Consider the following 19,295-nt stretch of genomic DNA (forward strand, 5'->3'; position numbering starts at 1 on the left):
GGCCTTGAACTCCGGCGTGAACGAGCGGCGAGGACGCGGCTTCTTCTTCCCCATGCTCTCCATCATGGACATCCTTCCGGGGACGAACCCCTGATCTCGGATGTCCGTCAAACCGGATCAAGCCCAGGTTCCGGCAAGAGTGAGTTCTCCCGGTTCCTCTCCGAGGTCACCGGTTGGGCCCTCCTGGACAAGGATTCCATGACCTGCGCCATGTCCGAGCGACTGCTCACATCACTCGGCGGAGATCCCCATGACCGGCACACCGAGCTCTACCTACGCGAAGTGCGACCCTTGGAGTACCGCTGTGTGCTGGAGACCGCCTTTGACAATCTGCGGGCGGGTACCTCGGCCATCCTGTCCGCGCCCTTCATCGCCGAACTGAACAGCCCCGATTGGATGTCCCGCCTGACAGACCAGTGCTCAGCCATGGGCGCGGACGTGGGCGTGATCTGGATACGCTGCGACGCCGCGTCCATGCGCAAGCACATGGAGATCCGCCGAGCCACCCGCGACGCCTGGAAGCTGGACAACTGGGCCGCCTACGCCAGCAGCCTGGACACCGACAACAGCCCATCCGCAGCGCATATCAGCGTCGACAACCGGCTCGGTGCCGCGACCAGCTTGATCGATCAGACTCGCCACAGGTTGAAGCGGATCCTCGCGTGACCATGGCTCCGTTCCACGACCTTCTGAAAAGTCACGTCCCCGTACGCCGTCGAGCCGCACGCTAGCCATAGATCTGATGGCAGACCCGGTTACGGATGCGGAACTTGGGACGAGACGGCGGGAACAGTCGGTCACACTTCGCGGAGATCAAGCGAGACGGTCCCTTCCTGATGTTGCCCCCAGAGTTCTTTCGGGCCGTCTTCTGCGAGCGGTTCCTCCTTCCGGCCGCAGGCGGCTCCTGCTGCCGCGCCGTACGGCTCACTGGTCCGTGGCTCCGCCCGGATCGCTTCGATCCCCCCTTCGATGCCTTGCGCTCTGACCGGGGTGATGCGGAGGGCGTCGCACGGGGGGCGGCAGGCGTGAGAGTCGGCCGCGGGCCCGGCACTGCATCCTGCGCAGTCGTGTGCGTGCGGAAGCTGGGCACCGAGGCGAGGCCGGTCTTCGATGGCGCGGTTCCCGCGCTGGGCATGCCCGACCACATCCCGAGAGCAAGGCAGGCCACGAGGCCCGCGACGAGAACCGGCTTCAGCCAGCGATCTCCGACGCCCTGAGGGTGTCCCATGGGAGGTGTCGGAGTCGAGTACATCCGGGGCCAAAAATCGTCCCTCCCCAGGATCGAGGCGTCTCTATAGCTGACCGACGGCCCAGACTGCGGTTCGGCGGTCGACTCCGACTCTTCATGGAGCGTGGTGCGTCTGTGCAGTGGCAGGCCGTATGGTGGCCGTCGGCGTGGCCTGGAGCCTTCGAGCGGGGAGCGATCACCGTGCATAATCCTCCTTATTCACCGAGTGGTTGCCAGGGTGCCGCATGATTTCGAGATCCGCCGCGATCACCCAACCTGCCGCGTGTCGCCAGGGCGTTGCCGGAGTCGTATAAGAGAAAAGCCTCAGCCGTAGCCGGGGCCGAAGTCCGGCTTCTCTATGCGTCGAGTGCGTCGTTGATCTTTCCGTTGATCTGTTCCTGCTGGCCGTCCATGCATTTCGCGTAGACACGAAGCAGCACGTCAACACCATGCCCAGCACGTTTTGCGACCTCAGGGGCCGGGACACCGGCATTCAGCCAACTAGCAAGGGTGCGGAACTGAAGTCTCGAAGGTCGCTTCTACAATGACTGCTATTGCCTAGAGAAGCTCCCGATCGAACACTCTTCCAAGAGCTTGCAGATCGATACGGGAGTCCCGTACTTGACCGACATAAAATAGTCGGAAACTTCCACATGCCGCCCACCTACTTCGCGAGGAGTGATCGATGGCTGCATAATGCCGAAAGAAATTTCAGGCTCAGCCCCCGCGTTCTATTAAACGGCCAATTCCGATAACTCTCTCAGTGGACGGACGATAACTACGCCCCGCGTCCCCAAACCCCCGATTTCAGGCCATGAGCCTAGATATGCGGGCGGCCACACATAACAGCGGCCTTCCCGTGGGTGCCGAATTCCTGCCGTGGGCATCTCAGAGATCCTTTATAGTTCCCTTGATGCCGAGTTCTCCAAGACGCTGCTGCAGACTATCTGCATTGTCCGCGTCGACGACAAGCTGCAGGCTGCCCTGTAGATAGCTGATTTTCCGTTCGTCGAGTGCCATGTAGAGGTTCTTGAACAAGGCAGCGAAGCTGTCGGCGTCCTCTGGATTGGCGAGGAGGTTGCGAGTGAAGGAGAACGCAGCCTGTCGCTCGTTCACGGGCAGCGGAACCTGGCAAACGCCTTCATGGGATGAATTGCCACATGAGACGCAGATGCTGGCCGATGAGCCGGGTACGGAGCCACCTCCGCCATCAGTTTGACCAGTGCTCCTCCCGCTACCAGTGCCTATTTCGCCGTCGTCTTCGCCTTCGGTCCGGCAGGTTCCCTGGTGGGCCGGCTGACCGCAGGTGGGACAAGTCTTCGGTTTGGGTTTGGCGACTCGCAGGCCAGCGCTGGCGAGATTGACCTGGTTGGGTGCGGTGACGGCGACGACACCGCCCGAGCCGTCGACGACGTCGATACCACCTGCCGCAACGGCGTCGTAGATGGCTTGCTGCAAGTCCCTGTCACCGCCATACAGCAGTGGCAGCCGCGGCGCCGAGTAAAACGCGGCGCGGATGTCGGACAACGTTTTGCCGTAGTCGCTGTCACGCAGATTGTGCAATAGCGCCTTTGCCCCGAACTGGCCGGCGTCGAAGACTTTGTCCCGCTCGGCGAGGGCCTTCCACACGATGGTGCCGTCCAAAGCGCTGCTGTGCTCGTCGTCGAAAGCTAGCTGGTCGAGGTAACGCTCCCCGTCCGGGTCGGGCTGTGCGAGGTAGACGACATGCTGGTACGCGCGCTTGAGCGCCTTTTCAAGCTGTTCCTTGGCGTTAGCGAGCTCCTTGGTACCGGTGGTCTTGAGCTCATCGTCATTTTGGACTTCGGGTGCGGCGAGGGCCTTTTGGCGGGCCAGGTACTCCACGGCGAGGCCCCGGGCAAGCGCCCGACGCTGGGTGTTGACGATGGCATAGACGGCACTGGAGGCCCACTGGACGGGGAGCTGTTGAGTGCCCCTGCCTAGTCCCGTGGCGACGGTAAGTGCCTCGAGGGTGGCAGCTTCCATGCCGTTGCGCAGGCTGTATTGGGCGGGGTCGAGGATAATAAGTCGACTAGTGTGTGCTGTGTCAAGCCCTGCCGTGGCGAGGACGTCGGCAGCAGTACGCTCGGGATCGGCCTTGATGAATTTCAGGTCGCGAAACGGACCGCTGCTGGCGAGGCGCTGAGCGAAGCTAGCAATGACCCGATCACGTTCGGTATCGGTAATGGTGCGCCGAATATTGTTGACCAGCATCCGGTGGGTGAGCCGGGTGGACAGAAAATAGCGGGCGGGCTTGTTGTTGCCCTGCCCAGGGATAATCTCTACCGCAGACATCCCCCGGTCGGGATTGACGAGGTCCTCGACGACTGTGTCCGCGTCCGTGACTGTGTAGACGACGTCTGGGACACTGGTGGCGGCCTTGACCTCCGGAGCGCTCGCGCCTCGACCGCGACCCGGCCGAAGGGTCCCGACGATGCTGGCAAGAAACACGAAGGTGGCGGCACGCTCAGCAGCCCGCGGGTTAGCCTCAGTCCATGGAAGCGCTTGGCGCTCGATGTCCTGCTGGCGTGCCGTGCCAGCGGTGCCATCGTTGTTGACCACCTCGATCTCGGCGAGGCTGCGGTAATTGGAGATGGTGCGGTCGTCCTCCACGAGCCCGGAGCCGAGCAGCGCCTCGCGAACGGCGGAGTCGCTGAGGGGCAGGTCGCCGGGACCGATGAGAGCGGGTACCCACTCGCCGGCTTTACCTCGCTGCTGCTGCGCGTAGACGGTAGCGGCGAAAATCCTGATGGTGGATCGGACGCGCTGAAAGCCGGTGACCTTGCTCCACTCGTCCTTGGCGATCGCCATGAGCATGGGGTGGAACGGATAGCACGCAGCCACTTGCTCAGCCCAGCGGGCGCGCCAATCTGTCCCTGTCGCACCCCAAACGTGTTTCGTCCACGACTTGTCCTCCAGCACTGGCCGGTACATCGCGGCAGTGGAGACAAGGACCTCGGCTGCTGGCTCCGCGTCGAAGAGGCGGCGTCGCAGAATCTCGGCGAAGTCGCTCACCTCTGTGACCGTGGCGGGCGTGCCATTCCGCTCGAGCAGGCTGTTCAGATCGTCCCTGCGTGCCAACGCGCCAGCGGACAACGCGGTCTTATCACGGTCAGACGCGATCATGACGACGAGCATCGCGACGTGTTGGACGTCGTTGACAACATCCAACAACGCTCGCAAGAACGCCATATCTTGTGCGATCAGATCGGGCTTCCTTGCGCCGTCGAGGCCGTTGCCAATGTAGTCGAGGACCTCATCGGCAATGACGAGGACGGGCCGATTGACAGCCTTAATCGCCTCAGCGATCTTGCTCTTATCACTCCAGAACGGCTGGTAGCGCTCGAACAGGGAGTAGTCCCTGGAGAAGAGTCGCCACAGGAAACGCTCGTAGAGGTTGACCGCCGGACCGTCGAGCTCCTGCACGGGCGCACCGGGAGTCATGTTGTCACATGGCAGCACAACGACATGCGGCCGGTTCAGATCAGCTGGCAGGTCGTGGCCGACCTTTTCCTTGGCACGTGCCGAGACACGCCGTCCAATCTCGGTACCGAACAGTGCTTCCGGGTTCGCGGCGAGATGGAAAGCACCAATGCAGGCGTGGGATTTGCCACCACCCATGCCCTGGTCGAGGCGAGTGACCGAGCGGGCCTTAAGATAATCCGCGCCACCGCCAATCCGCACGGCGATCTCAGCAAGCAGGTCGGTCAGCCGCTCAGCGGGGTGAGTGATCTCACCATAGTAGGCCGCGTCGGCGTAAGGCGGCCTATCCGCTCCCCGGCCGTGCACGGCCTGGAACAGCGACATCTGCACGTCGTCGATCTGCCCGGAGGCACTGATGATCTCCCGGCGAATCTTTAGCGCCTTCCACCACGGCGTCACGCTAATTGCCACGTCGCCCTTTCCTGTACACTCTTGATCTTGGTGGCCTGTCCGCCTCTGGTAGTTGTGGTAACCGTCAAAGCAGCCTCACCTGGAGACCCTCGGCCCGATTCCGCTCCTGCTGCTGTTCCTTCAAGGCGACAACGGTCTCGGCGGCATTGGCGATGCCGTTCCGGGCGCGTAGCACCCGGCTGAAGGCGACAGCGTCGGAATCGGAGTCCGGCAGGCGGTCCGCGAGGAACTGCACCGCCGCCCATAGGTAAGCGTCGCCAGCAGACCGCTCCGAGGCCGCGAGAACCTCTCCCATCGCGGCGAGACCGTCCTCAGATGCAGCCCCGAGCGCAAGTGCGACATCGATAACCGTCGACTCACCGCCAATTCGTGCCTTGAACTGTTGGGACGTGGTGAACCTGACGCCCTTGGAGGCGCTGGGAACCAGGTCCCGAACTTCGGCCAGGTCCAAAGAGGAAGCTAGGGTCTGCCAGCGGAGTTCCGACTTTGCCTGCACCTGTCGGCCGTATAGCCTCACCCACCAGAGCGCGAAACGAGTCCGGGCGTCAAAGGTTTCAAGCGGGTGGTGGTCGATTTCGACCGCCATGGCTTCCTGAACGGCGGCGCGGGCCAGGGGCAGGAACGTGTAGATGTCGACGGGCTCACCGCGAGAGTCCAGCACCTCGCGGTATCGGCCCACCACCTCCATGGCAGGACCGGCGGCGGCCATCAGCATGTCCGCGGGTGCGAGCCCCCACCGCTCCCAGTTCGGGTAGCGGCGCTTGATCTCGGCCTTGATCTCGGCCTCGACGGCCCCTTTGCGACCGCTAGGGCGCCCCGGCGGCGCAGGTCGGCACGACATTGTCAGAGTGGTGACGATATTCGCCGCACCGGCGCTGCCGCCGGCTTCCGTCTTCGCTGGCCAGGAGCCGGTCAGAACGAGTTGCGCCTGGTTGATAGCGCCGAGCAGGCGCTGCCAGACTTCTGGGTCTCCGTGGCCGAAACGATGGTCACGACACCGTTGTCCTGAACCACCCGGCATGCCTCGGCGAAAGCCTTCGCAATGCTCGAGTCGTAGTGTTCACGGGTGCGGTGGTCTGTGTCGGTCTTCCACGCGCGGAAGCGCTTGACGATGACCTCGTCCGCCTTTTCCTGCACCCCTTGCGGATGGCTGGTGATGGCGAACCAGGGAGCAGTAGTGTGCAGAGCCCGCTTAAGCCAAACATAGAAAAGATCCGACGCGTCGGAGTAGTCGATCATGTCGTCGTAGGGAGGGTCGGTGACGACGGCGCTCAGCGACGAATCACGGAAAGGCAGTGATAAGGCGGAGCCTCGCTGCAGATTGGCTGGTCGCCCGACGGCTCTCGCCATCTGGTTGCGGATGACGTTGACCGTGTCGACAGCTAGTGACGGCCAAGTGCCAGGGCCATCGCTCAGCCCGGTCTCGAAGTAGTCATAGCCGAAGGACAGCGATGCTTCGTTCTGAAAGATGTGGTTGGTCTGAACGCGGTTACTTGTGGCATGGTTGTGCGGGAGCAGCGCCGTGCCTCGCGTAGAGCGCTTAATCTTACGCACCAGCACGGATACGGCGTAGCCAGCAAGCGCGGCGGCATAATCATCGCTGATGGCGTGTTCCTTCAGCTCTGTGGCGGTGTCGGCAATGACTCGGGCCAGCCGCACAAAGCCGAGAGTTTGCCGGGCGTTGCACAGGTCACCGTACGTTCGAGCGCCATAGACAGACGCCCGGATGGTGTCGCTGTTTCCGACTGGAATGCCCTCATCAGGGACGGCCGGGATCCAGCCGAAGGCTGGTTCCTCGGCGAGCAGCTTGACGGCCCGGTCTGGGGCGGCCCGCTCTTCGTCAGTGGGCTGCCGGAATGCCTTTCCTACCTTCGGATCCAGGTCTGCTGCAACGAGGAGAACATCCTGTGCGAGCCTCTCCTGTGCGAGCCGCTGGTGTACCTGCTTGAGGTGTGTGTGGGAGCAGAACGGGCAGATGGCGCTCTTACCCTTGATCGCCTTTCCGTCGCGAGTGCGTGCGACCAGCGTCGGCTGCTGTATGGGGGCGCCATCGTGCACGACGACTGCGAAGGTGCCAGCGGCACGATCAACGTCGATACGGTATGACTGACCGGGGTCGTTCTTGGCAGGCAGGGGATGACGAAGTACGAGGCTGCCTGTGAGCGGGAAGCGACGCGCGCACTCCTGGCAGGGCAGCGTCTGTGCCCATATGTATCCCCACGGTTGGGCCCCGTCGACCGCCGGGTAGATGTCCGCCATGGCGTCGGCATAGCGTCGTCCGATCTCCTCTAAGAAAGCTGTGACGTCGTCGAGAAGTCGGCTGGTCTCGAGCTTGTCCCAGTCGCGAAAGGGTAAGGGCGGCTCCTTCGACCAGTCGCGCAGTGGGTAATCAGCCAGCAGGGAGCCTGCGAGCGTGGCGACGGGGCTGTAGTCCACACCGTGTGCCTGTACGCCCAGGCGTGCTCCTTCGAGCGGAATCATGGCTCGTCCACTGAACGGGTCCAGCATCGATGCGCCGTCGGGATGCGTCTTGGTGATCTCGGCCACGAGTTCCGGGTGCTTGGCGTCCCGCGCTGACATCGCGTCGCGGACGAGTTGCTGCAGGCGCTTCTGTTCGTCCTCGTCTTCGGGCCAGGGAAGCAGGCTGGTAAGTACGGCGGCCTTGGCTTGAGCAAGCGGCCGGGCGGCGAACCAGGTGAAGAGGGCCTTCTCGCTCTTACCGCTGCCCCACCCCGAGGTCGTCGCAGCGCTTACCTCGGCACAGGGAAACCATCGCTCGATCATGCGGGTCATGCATTGCTCCCGAGGGCATTCTTTAGGCTGCTTCCGGGAACGCAGAAGATCGCGTAACCCGTCATGTCGGTGGAGAACAGAGTGGCGGGATCCTCGTAAGCGCCAAAGAATCGGCCGAGACCGTCGGCGCACCGATCGACGACGTAGAGCCAGTACGCCTTGCGGTGCTGGGTAGCGATAAGGACCTCATTGCCGGTCATCCGGATTCCCTCACTCGCGGCGTTACCGGCGACACCCTTGACCTCGATATGGCGAGTTTGGGAGTGGCGACGTGCGTCAAGGTCGTAGCCGCGACCTTCGGTATGGACGTCCTCGACGATCCAGCCCTCGTCCTCGAGGTGCTTCTGCACGTGGCGCATGGCGATCCACTCGGAGCTCGCCTCTGCGGCTATCTCCGGAGTGGCAGCAGGCATGACGCGGAGTCGGCCGACAAGTTCGGGCTTGGTGAGCTGCACTTGGACGAGCTTCTCGAGCTGATCGAGTCGTTCGGCAGTCTGGACCCGCAGCCTGTGACGCAGCCCAATGCGTTCGTCGCGGTTGTCGATATTGTCGGTGAGCGCGATAGGCAGATTGGTGAGGTCCTTGCGAGCCTGGGCGAACCAGTCTGTGCGGACTCTGCGGTGTTCCTTGACGGTGTCGGAGGCGATGTCCGTGGCGGCGGCTGAGGCGGCAGCCTGGCGAGCGGGGTGAGGAGCAGTCCCGTTGCGGGTAGTAGGGACGAGGTTGGCGAGGGTCTCCCATCGCACCGCCCGGGCGTTACCGGAGTCGTCGACCTTGACGAGGCTAGCCCACACGCTGGTGCGCTTGCCGTCGGACTCGGTGAGAGTGGCCTCGAAAGCGTATAGGTCGTACGGGGTAAGGCTGGTGGGGTCCTCGGCGGCGCCAGAACGATGGATGTCTTCGGCGAGAGCGTGGTCAGCGAGTCGGATGAGGTCGGTGAAACCCGGCTCACCCGGACCTAGCGTTACGAGGCCGGTCGTGTCGATAGTCGTGGCCTCACGGACCGCCTCACCGCTGGTGGCCACATGTGCCTCCGTGCCGCCTCCTAGTGTGGCCGGGAGCGTTCCAGTGGCCATGCGGAGCCGACGGAAGCCGGGACCTGCTGCGGTGGGCTGGGCGCTGAGTAGCCGCGCGGCGGCGAGTCGGTCGAGATATGCCTCGACGATCGCTGGGTTGATGCGGGCGAACAGGTCCCGTTGGAGCAGGGTGAGTGCGGCGACCGCATCAACCTGACTGGCGAGCCGCCGTTCAGTGTCTTGGACCTGCCGGGCGACGCGAGTGAGGTCTTGGGCTCGCACGGCCTTAGCGGCATCGATTGCGGCCTGCTTCTTGAGGTCGTCGTTGCCGTAGAGGTCGCTGAGCCACTTCTCGTAGTCAACACCGGTGATCTCGGCGACGGCGGATAGGCTGTCGAACATCTGACCGCGCAGTTCGTTGGCGGCGGTGACGAAGTTGTCCAGCAGCGTCAGAAGAGTGTCGCCCTCTCGGGTGTCAGTGGCGACGAGGTTGTAGAGAAAGACGTCACGATCCTGGCCCACCCGGTGGATGCGGCCCATTCTCTGCTCGAGCCGGACGAGAGACCATGGTATGTCGTAGTTCACGAGAACATGCGCGGCCTGCAGGTCGATGCCCTCGTTGCCGGCATCGGTGGTGACGATCACCTGGAACTCACCGCGCATGAACGCGAGGCGGACCTCGTCACGCTCCAGGTTGCTCTGCCGGCCGGAGTACAACCGGGCGGTGTAGCCAGTGTCACGCAGCCGCTGTGCGATCCACGCGGCCGAGTCGGCGTACTCGGTGAAGATGACAGCCTGCTCGGCATTTCCGGGAAGTATGCCGTGGGCGCCGAGGCAGTCCTTAGTGAGTCGGCGCCACTTGGATGGCTGCCAGTTGGAAGCTGCGATGGTCGAGGTGATCTGATCGATCAGCGTGTTGATGGCCGAGCGCTCAGCACGCGACGCAGTCGACCCAGCGTGGACCACCTTGGCTTCGTCGGTCTCGCTCTCGTCGCCCTGGTGCTCACGGTCAGCCTCAAGTGCGGCCTCGGCTTCACTCATCTTGCCCATATGGTCGTGTCGGCGGCGGAGCGTCTCGACAAGCGCCCACAGGCTCGACGCCGCGCGCTTGCCGTAGACCATGCGGGCGAGGGGCCGAGCGACAGCCGGGAAGTACTGGTCCACCATGTCAAGTGCGGCCTGGTAGTAGCCGAACTCGAGTTTGGACAACGGCACGCGGCGGTTAGCGGCAGTGCGGCCCTTGAACAGTCGCGTCTTGCCGTCGTAGTCGACCAAGTCTTCCTTCATACGACGAAGGAAGTGGATGGGACCGGGCCGCAGGGAGGGTAGCGCGACTTTCGGGTCAGAGCCCGGATCGGGGTAGATGCTGGGATCGACCAAATGCAGTAGATGGCGGAATAGCCATTCCTTTCCTCTGTGGGGTGTCGCGGTCATCAGCACCGCGCGCGGAGTGTTCCTAGCGAGAAGCCGTCCGATCTGGTGGAAGCTGGTCGCGGTCGGGGTGAGTCTGTGCGCCTCATCGAACACGACAAGGTCCCACCCGGCTTTGTCGGGACGAATGGCGTCCTGCACTGCAGGGTTGATTGCGGCAAGCTCGAGTGAAACGACCCACAGATCATGTCCCCCTACAGCGTCCTCGCGCACGGTGTTAGCCGTGAGCTGGCGCAGCCCTCCTCCGAGGAAGCGCCCGAAATCGGCAACCCACTTCGTGGCTAGGTTGGCGGGGCAGACGATGATCGCGCGGCGGACAAGTCCGAGCCGTTGCATCTCTCGCAGATACAGGCCAGCCATGATCGTCTTTCCTGTGCCTGGCTCGTCTGCCAGAAGGAAGCGCAGAAGCGGCTGTGGCAACATCGCGCCATATACCGCCGTGGTTTGGTGAGCATACGGTTTGAGTTGGGTTGAGGCGATCGCACTGGACTCGGCGTTGGTTGCCGCCGCCGCCATCCAGCGGGTCCACATGCCGGCGAGGACTCGGGCAGAGCCCGCTTTCCCATCTGTGCTTATCGGCCGGACAATGTCCCCGGAGCCAGCCGACACATTAAGGTCGTACAGAACACCCTGGTCATCCACCAGGATCAGTGTCCAGTCGCCTTCATTATCGCCAGGTACCGCGAGTCGGACCGTAGCAATGCCTGGCATGCCAATGAAGTGCACCCGCACTCGCTGGCCCCGCTCGAACACCTCGCCCCCCCCGTCGCTTTTCCACGCAGCTATCAGGCGGCGCATGGTTGCATCCCTGTGACCACCACAGCGCAAACCCTCATAATGAGACCAGAGACGCTTCGCGTCACGGGGCTGATTTAACTCGAGGCAGAATCGTGATCAAAGAACTAGCAAATCCGGCATAGCTGACGAAATCTCCTAAGCGCGCCGTAATCGTGATAATCTACACATCCAGTCGGTGTTGATACCGACCGGATGCACGAGGACATAAAGCACGCCCAGTCCGTGGTCACTCGCTGACTGCCATCGCCCCGGCCTCTGGATCGGCTCTGCCAGGCATTCCTCGCAGATTCCGATCTTGCGTACACTTTCCGGATGTGGAATCAGACCCTTGGCTGGACCACCCCGAAGACCCGCACCCCACAGTCCGCGACCGCTGGACCTGGCTGATCACCATCGCTTTCACCCAGCTTCAGCTCGCCCGCACGCTTGTACCTGACCTGCGCCACCCGCGGGAACATCCTGCTCACCTGAACGGCTGACTCCCGCTCGCGTCCAGCGGGGTTTCGGCACCTCCGACACATGGGTTCCAGAGTCCCCATGGCATCCTGCGTTGAATGACGTCATGGCCGTTCTCGGAGGTGAGGGAGATGCACAGGATGATTCTTCATCTTGAACAGCGAGGATGAGGCATCTACTCAGGTCACAGCACACGCACCAGCCGTACAGCTACCACGCCTCTTACCGCGCGGGTGCCGCACGTAGCGAACAGTGCGATCTTGAGCGACGGGCTGCGAGTGGATCCCTTTAACCTCGGGCAACTGACCGACCACGCTTTCGAGACGGTATGCCGCACCCTGTTCACCCAGATACGCTGCATGCCCCTGGAGACCTTCCGCCATGGGCCGACCAAGGCATCAACCTGCGTCACACAACAGACGATGCCCGTACCGCGGGGATACAGAGCAAGCACTGGCCAAGCGCTGCCCCTACCACGATAGTGAGAGAAGAGCAGCCCTGTAACGACAGGGCTTAGCAAGGCGCGCCAACTTCCCCTGGAAGGATTCCAGTTCACACGCATGCCACCGACGGTTCATGTCACCATAGATGGTGCCAGTTGGGGCGGGGTACTAGAGGAGCGATGCTCGATGGATGTCACAGCTGATTACGTTGAGTGGATGCAGGCTCAAGTCAATAGGCTAGCAGATAATTACAATGTAGAGAAGGACCGCGCCTTCGCCGCATGGTCCATCACTTACGCATTGGAGGCAGAGGACGACGACGCCTTCAATCAATCCGACACCCTACAGCGAGGTGACGCTGGAATCGATGGCTGGCATTACGATAGAGATGCCGGAGTCTTCCATCTCATTCAAGCGAAATATCAAGAGAATCCGTTCATTCCGCACAATAACCCGGGCGGGCTGGACTCGCTAATCAAAGGCACGCTCCTCCTAAAAGACCCCCAGAAGATCGAAAAAGGCCCGAACGGCGAAAAGCTCAAGAATATAGCACTAGCAATGCAAAGCGCTATCGAGGATGGCGCATCAGTCTCTCTGGATTTCTTCATAGCTGGTCAGGTATCCGAGGAGAGCAAGAAGAGGCTCGCTGACGCGGTGAGTCAACTCGGCGGCCACTTCACCGTAGATGTGTACGACATCGAGCGACTGTACAACATGAAGCTAAGCGAGGACCCCATCGAGGATCTTTCGGGAGAGGAAGTGATATTCAAACTCTCCGGAAAGAACGAGTTTTTCGAACGCACAGAGATATCTCTGCCCGGAGTCAAAAGCGCTGCGGTATTCGCACTCGACGGGAGATCTCTCGCAGACGCAGTCGCTCTTTGGGGACCTCGCCTCTTCCACGGGAACGTTCGCTATTACCTCCGGAAATCCAATCGAGTTAACAGAGCGATGATCGAGACGCTCGACGATGACGCCAAGAGAAAAGCTTTCTGGCTATACAATAACGGAATCACACTCGTGGCGGAGTCATTCGAGTTCCGCTCCAGCGGAGACTCCGGACCAACTTTAGTCGCCAAAAACCCGCAAATCGTCAACGGCGCACAGACATCATCCGTTTTCCATGAGCGCCGCGCAAGCCTGCAGACAGGAGACGTCGCCGTCCAGGCAAGAATTATCGAGATTCAGCCAGGCGACGAAGGCCGCGATGCACTTCGTGAAATCTCCCAGTACACCAATAGTCAATCTCCTGTCCGCTCCGGGGATCTACGGGCAAACGAGAAGCGCCACAGGGTGATCCAGAGAAACTTCGAGATGCTCGACCCGACGATTTTCTACGAACGTCGGCGAGGAGAATGGCAGTCCATGTCGGCTGCCGATCGAAAGCGCTATTCGAAGCGAGTTCTCAAGGAGGACGTCGGCCAGCGCTTTCTGGCTTACAGAGGACGGCCGGCCGAGGCGATCTCCAAGAGAGACTCCATGTTCGATGACCTGGAAAACGACGCCTTTGACCTATCTGTCTCAGCACAAGAGTACATGCTCGCCTACGAGCTCTACGATCAGGCAAGCGATCTACTCAAGGCTTCCAAAGGACATGACCTGGAGTCTCTAGTCCCTTCGCTGGGCAGCCCAGCAGGGGATGGGGAAAGCTCGGCCAAGCGCATCGATGAGCTACGCCCTGTACACAAACTAGTCTGCGCCCATGTAACTGCGCTGGCTTACGAGGTTCTCATCTGGAGATTCTCCACGATAGGCAAGGCGCGTGCATCGGCCATCCGAGAAAGGATGGCAGGCGGACTCGATGACTCAACATACAAATTTATCTGGTCGCAAGCATGGAAATCCACAAGTAAGTGGATATCATTCAGAAAGGACGACAAAGGGTCGATCAAGGCTGCCCTGCAGCGAACAGATACTTTCGCACAAATGAGGGATATCCTGCGCGACGAGCTCGCCGATGCAGAAAAGGATAAGATCCCTAACATATCACCGAGCGCGCAGTGAACGCTCCTCGACGCTAAGCACCGCAAATCGCTACATGCGGGTTGAGACCGCTAACGGTTCACCTGGATGCGTATGCACTATAACGCATCCAGGTACCGCCGCTCGGCTATCCGTGGGCGCTGACCTGCCGGTGACCGGACTCTCTCTAGCTCCAGCAAGCTACATATACTACGAGGCAGCGGTAGCCACAAAAGTCTCAATCGACTTCATATCCGTACGCCCAGACAGATACCCGATACCGCGATGCAAATGAATGCTAAGCAACCGCGCCACGGCCTCATCGCTTGGCTGCTCCCCCTCTTCCAAGCAACGCTGCCGGAGCAGTGCGAGGTAAACGTCCCTATACTCTCCAGCGAAGGTACGCCACGACATTTCGAGATTTGAGTCAGCTACAATGTCGCGAACTAGCGGCGGCGTCTCGTCGGCCAGGGACACAGCCAGCGCCCAACGGCACAAGACATTCCATGTCTTGATGCCCGTAACTCGCTTCAGCTTAACTAGCTGATCCTTGGCCGGTTGCGACAGTCGAATCAGGTCAAGCGACATAGCGCGTCTTCCCCCACCCGTAGCCACGCTCAACAGTCGTCGTAAACGTCTTATCGTCGTGCACTAGTGTGTACGTTTGAGCGATTGACGGAATAAGGCTTTTTAGCAGATCGTCAGTGATCTCTTCATCCGTCGATAGCAGCAAGACCTGGTGGCTCGCCTGAGGGAAATACCTCGTGACTAGATTCTGGCGGTGACGACTATCGAGACGTCCTAGTGGCGTGTCGATGACACTCGGAAGCCGATTACCGGCCACCCTCGCTAGCCCCCATAGCAACGATACTGCGAGAAGCTGGCGCTCACCAGCGCTCAGGCGCGTAGGATTGAGTTCCTCGCCATCCTCACTGATCAGGATCAGCGTGAACTTGCTTGTGTCGATACGCAAATCCTTGACTAGCCCATCTTTCCGCATGAGACGCGTGAAGCTATCCAGCACAGCGACCTCAAGACGGTTGATATGTCTCTTGAGGAGGAGCTCGCCGAATTTTTCAAGCGTGTTGCGCGCACGCTCGGAATAGGAGACGACGCGTGAGCGATGCTCTATCTTCGCAATGTCGATAGCTCGCTTGCTATATGCGCGATCACGAGCCGTCACGAGTTGTTCATGGTCACGAGTGTGGGCGGCATGTGCCTCTTCCACTGCCCGCAGCTCGCGCTCTAGGCCAGTGACCTGCTGCCGCGCCTTCTCCTGCTGGGCGATCAGGTCCGCAATGGCGTCCTCGGCGGGGACGCCGGCGAGCTGTCGGTCAAGGGTGTCCAGCTGGCGGCGAAGGTCCGCAGACTCGGCCAGCAGTTCGCGCCCTCGGTGCGTCTCGGCCGCGAGAACTGAATCAAGCAGCTGGAGCTGCTTGATTCCGGTGGAGGACATCTGGATCGGCTTAGGAGTCTCGGCCTTAGAGCTCCAGGTAGACCTGTCCTTCTCCAGGAACTCTGCCACCTGCTTGAGCGCGGTCGTGTCCTGCGCCTCGCCGAGTAGGGCGAGGAGCCTTGTATCCCTCTCCTGCAAGGCACCGAGCATCTGCTCTGCACGAGTTGCTTCCTGCTCCTTTTCGACCTGCGCCTTAAGCGCAGCGAATCGAGACTGAAGAAGAAGGAGAGGCAGTGGGCCTGCGGCCACGGCGCTGGCCAGAGTTTCCCTTACGGCAGCGAGTCGTCTTTCAGCCTGGTCCCTGTGGGCCTGCAGCTCAGCACGACGCTGGAAGAGGTCTCCTCCCTGCTTCGCGAACTTGGTCTCAATGTCCTTGAGCTCCTTCTTCGCATGCAGGAGATCTGCCCTGACAGCCGCTACATGCTGTAGGGCATCAGCTTTGGCCAGCTCGGTCTCTTCTAGCTGAGCTTCGATGGCAGCGATCTGTCCGAGGACCGCCTCGTCCTGCTTGGTGACCTTCTGACGGCGCTGAAGGGCCAGCAGGTCCGTCCGTAGCTGCTCGACCGTGCTCACTCCAAGAAGAGACTGCACAGCTGACTCGATGACGGGGGCCGCGCGCTCCGGATCCGCGAGCGACTCGATCTTTTCACCGTCAAAGAAGAACAGCGACGCGACTTCGAGAGGGAGGAGATCCTCTACGTAGTTCGCCCATGTTTCGCTGATGGCCCTGTCGTATTCGCCGTTCACGAATACTTCGAGTGACTCTGGGACGGTTTTTCCGGAGATTTTCCAGTACCGCTCGATCCGGTAGTGCCGCTGTTCTCCCTCGATGGTTGTCGAGAACCAGAGCTTTACACCAGCTTGCTTAGGGGTTGCCTGGCGGTTCACGCTGTCGCGCAGAAATGCCTCGTAGGAGCGGTTACCTCGCCCACTGCATCGTGCACGGGCGCCATAGAGCGCCAGCTGGATGGCATCAAGCAGTGTTGTCTTACCGCATCCGTTGAGTCCGCCGATCAGGATGATAGGCCGGCCTGGCTTAGGGGACAGCGACAGGCTTTGCTTACCCTTGTATGCGCCGAAGTTCTCTAGCGTGATTTCATGCAAGAGCATCGGGGCTCACTTCATCCAGTCCGGGCAGGGGAGGGGCGATCTTGTTTTGGTGGTTACGGCGAGCGAGCTCTAGCGCATCTTCTGCATCCACGTAGTATCCGCGCTTGATGGTACTTTCGAGCGCGTCGAAAAGCCCGGAACGGCGGGTCATCGTCCGGAAGTTTCGTTCAACCGACAGCAGCTCGCGCATCGTCTTGAAGTGGAGATCGTCACCATCGCAGACCTCTAGCAGCAGTTCAACCTCATCGGCCGCCACTGCCAGGTGCTGGTCTAGCGGTTCACCAGGGAAGTCTTCTCCGATCTCCTCTTTGTAGATACGGGGAAGTGAATCTTCGATCTCGTGCTTCTCGAAGACCCAGATACGCCGGATCTCATGGAGCTCGTCCATGGTGATCAGTTCGATCCCTTGGACGTACTCTGGCGCGTTTCCCCTGATCCAGGCCTGTGCGTTCAGGAGCTTCCGCAGCCAGTCTTCGCGCGCCTTTTGTGTGTAAGGTCCGGGAATGTTGCGATCGCCCACCAGCTGGATGGTGCCATTCATCTTGCGGAAGTCGCGCAAGTGACTGTTTTCGGGCACGTCAAGCTCGTCACGAAGCTCCAGGAGCGGGAGCATCCACCCCTTCTCTTCGTCATTCTGGATCATGGCTGACATGGACTTGTCTTTGTCCACGAGAGTGCAGGTCCAGCAACCGAAACGACTATCCCCGCAGGAGGGCGTGGTGTTATCGACCACTAGCGGGCATTCGCCGTCACTTGATGCACCTTGGTACATCGTGAGGAGATCCTTGTTGGGATGACCCCAAGGGTTGGGTTGCTGCATCAAGAAGGTCCATACCTCGTCGTTGCTCCAGGCTTCGACCGGGCTATAGACGAGTGAGTTCGGTAGATTTCCGTTGGGCGAGAGACGCTCACGAACCCGCCGCTTCTCATGGCGTTCCATCACGCGTGCACGTGCTTGGCTTTCCGCCTTCCTGATGCCCAAGACCAGAATGGCCTCGCCGTGGTCATGAACCACTCTTCTGATGAAGGAGTTCGAAGGGCGAATCTTTAGGCGTTCGGTGCACCAACGGAACTTTGGGCTAGGAGCTGGGTAGCCCTTTCCGATGAGCCCTACCCAGAACGTGTCCTTAACCTCAGGCGTCAGCCTATTAGGCTGAATGGGCAGTTGCTGCGCTTCCGCAGCTTTGCGCATGGTTTCGAGCGATTGCGTAACCCATGCAGCAACGACAGGGTTTTCCACCAAGGTGTCGGTGCTGATGACATAGACCGGCTTGGTGCGTTGCTCTAGCTCGAGTCCCTGCAAGGCCATCCAGACAAGTTGAAGGACGGCGGTGGAGTCTTTGCCTCCGCTGTAACCCACGACCCAGGGAACCTGATCAGCTAGGTAGAGTTCTCGGATTTCTGCGGTGAGCTCGCTCACAACGGCGGCAAGGCCACCCTGGCCTTCGAACGGAACGGTCCGCCGGGTCGGTGTGTTCAGCGTGACGACACTAGGTGTCGGGGTGATCATCGCTCTCCTCGCTGGTAAGCGGCTTCGGCCTGCTGCTCCTCGATGCTCAGTTCGAGACCAAGTTGCTGTCGAAGATAATTCACTGTGAGTACGACATTTTGGTGATTCTTCGAGACCCGGCCGCCGATGATCGCGCGCCCTTCCCAGTCAGGATTGGTGCGCGACCAGTCGACGCCCTGCAGCGGCGCGAGCCGAGGCTTCCACTCTTCTGGATCAAGCGAATCTCGTAGCAGTGTGTTCCCGAGGAGGCCTAGTGCGTGGAGCGCGATGCCGTGCGTGTGGAGGTACTGCTTGCGTATCTCAGCAGCTGACAGGGCGCGTCCGCGGACCTCGCGCCAGTCTGGAATCAGCTCGTCGACGGCTTCCCAGAAGCTCCATGCAAGGCTCTCCCCCTGCCTACCTTCCACTTCAAGCCCCTGGAGCAGGGCGCTGGTGGCCGAGTAGAGTGCGCTCAGGGTGAAGAGCTTGCGCGATCGTGCCGAGAGAGTGCTGCTCTCCATCTCGACATAGTTTCGGAACACTGGGCACTTCAGTGCCAGTAGCCGTGTGAGCTGAGATAGCTCGTCCCTGTGGTCATAAAGTACGCCGATGGATCGTGCGGGGCGGACTGCATGGCGGTTGAGATCGGCGAACATTTGCTGGCTGCGCTCAAGGCCGGCGTCGTGGAAGAAGACGACAGCGATTGTCTCGTCGCCCAGTGGCGGATTTTCTTTGAGTGCGGCTTCGATGGCGGCTCGACGATGCTGTCCGTCGTTGATCAGGAAGCGCGATGCCATGGGGATGTGGAGCTGCCCCACCCTCAACCCAGGTCCTTGATCGGAAACTCCGATAAATCGCATCGATCCGTCGACCGATGCGGTTAGCGCGCTGAACACGTAATTGTCTGGATTTTCCAGAATATAGCGGGCAAGTGCCGGGACGCGGCCTTTGTTCAGGACTCGTTGCGCCCTGACCTCGGGAGCGAGCTCGTCCTCGTCGAACAGAAAGATCTTGGGGATGAGGCGCAGAGGGCACATGGAGACGTAGTACTCACGTCCTGCCTGCACGCCCCGTATCGCTGGGAAGATGTACTCGAAGCCCGCAGTCGTCGCGTCCCCATCTTGTCGCCCCAGCCCGTGTGTTCCCACCCGACACAGGCTATCGTACGTTAGCGTTTTAACGTACACACGTTGTCGGAACT

General features: G+C 61.0%; 10 protein-coding genes. 2 read left to right on the top strand and 8 right to left on the bottom strand.

Going from position 1 to position 19,295, the window contains the following annotated elements; all coding sequences use genetic code 11:
* A partial coding sequence (locus tag ACBI99_RS44945) for an AAA family ATPase (RefSeq protein ID WP_375075345.1) occupies positions 1 to 666 on the top strand: 666 nt, incomplete at its 5' end.
* Between the two features lie 1,450 nt (positions 667 to 2,116).
* On the opposite strand, the gene ACBI99_RS44950 is transcribed toward ACBI99_RS44945, so the two are convergent.
* From ACBI99_RS44950 to ACBI99_RS44965, 4 genes are all read right to left on the bottom strand, one after another.
* Positions 2,117 to 5,140: a DUF499 domain-containing protein gene (locus tag ACBI99_RS44950; RefSeq protein WP_375075346.1), complete on the bottom strand. Its 3,024-nt coding sequence runs from the start codon at positions 5,138 to 5,140 to the stop codon at positions 2,117 to 2,119.
* A 64-nt stretch (positions 5,141 to 5,204) separates the two neighbouring features.
* Complete coding sequence (locus ACBI99_RS44955) at positions 5,205 to 6,161, bottom strand: hypothetical protein (RefSeq protein ID WP_375075347.1); 957 nt, start codon at positions 6,159 to 6,161, stop codon at positions 5,205 to 5,207.
* The gene (locus tag ACBI99_RS44960) at positions 6,053 to 7,933 is read right to left on the bottom strand and encodes a hypothetical protein (RefSeq protein ID WP_375075348.1); all 1,881 of its coding nucleotides are present in this window, start codon (positions 7,931 to 7,933) and stop codon (positions 6,053 to 6,055) included. The genes ACBI99_RS44955 and ACBI99_RS44960 overlap by 109 nt, the downstream gene beginning before the upstream one ends.
* On the bottom strand, positions 7,930 to 11,178 hold the full coding sequence (locus ACBI99_RS44965) for a helicase-related protein (RefSeq protein WP_375075349.1): 3,249 nt from the start codon (positions 11,176 to 11,178) through the stop codon (positions 7,930 to 7,932). Before ACBI99_RS44965 ends, ACBI99_RS44960 begins: the two co-directional genes overlap by 4 nt.
* A 1,085-nt stretch (positions 11,179 to 12,263) precedes the next feature.
* On the opposite strand from ACBI99_RS44965, the gene ACBI99_RS44970 reads away from it, so the two are divergent.
* Positions 12,264 to 14,081, top strand: coding sequence for an AIPR family protein (locus tag ACBI99_RS44970; protein WP_375075350.1), 1,818 nt, complete (start codon positions 12,264 to 12,266; stop codon positions 14,079 to 14,081).
* Between the two features lie 168 nt (positions 14,082 to 14,249).
* Here ACBI99_RS44970 and dndE read toward each other — a convergent pair whose 3' ends face one another.
* From dndE to dndB, 4 genes are read right to left on the bottom strand one after another with little or no spacing between them, the layout of a single operon-like run.
* Entirely contained in the window at positions 14,250 to 14,627 is a 378-nt protein-coding gene (gene dndE / locus ACBI99_RS44975; protein ID WP_375075351.1) for a DNA sulfur modification protein DndE, read from the bottom strand.
* Positions 14,617 to 16,605 carry a DNA sulfur modification protein DndD gene (gene dndD / locus ACBI99_RS44980; RefSeq protein WP_375075352.1) on the bottom strand — a complete coding sequence of 663 codons (1,989 nt, stop codon included), beginning with the start codon at positions 16,603 to 16,605 and terminating at the stop codon, positions 14,617 to 14,619. The genes dndE and dndD overlap by 11 nt, the downstream gene beginning before the upstream one ends.
* A complete protein-coding gene (gene dndC / locus ACBI99_RS44985; protein ID WP_375075353.1) occupies positions 16,592 to 18,115 on the bottom strand; it encodes a DNA phosphorothioation system sulfurtransferase DndC in 1,524 nt (507 codons plus the stop codon). The genes dndD and dndC overlap by 14 nt, the downstream gene beginning before the upstream one ends.
* Positions 18,112 to 19,242, bottom strand: coding sequence for a DNA sulfur modification protein DndB (dndB, locus tag ACBI99_RS44990; RefSeq protein WP_375075354.1), 1,131 nt, complete (start codon positions 19,240 to 19,242; stop codon positions 18,112 to 18,114). The genes dndC and dndB overlap by 4 nt, the downstream gene beginning before the upstream one ends.
* Positions 19,243 to 19,295 lie beyond the last annotated feature (53 nt).

The sequence above is a fragment of the Nonomuraea sp. ATR24 genome (assembly GCF_041950485.1).
Lineage (GTDB): Bacteria > Actinomycetota > Actinomycetes > Streptosporangiales > Streptosporangiaceae > Nonomuraea > Nonomuraea ceibae.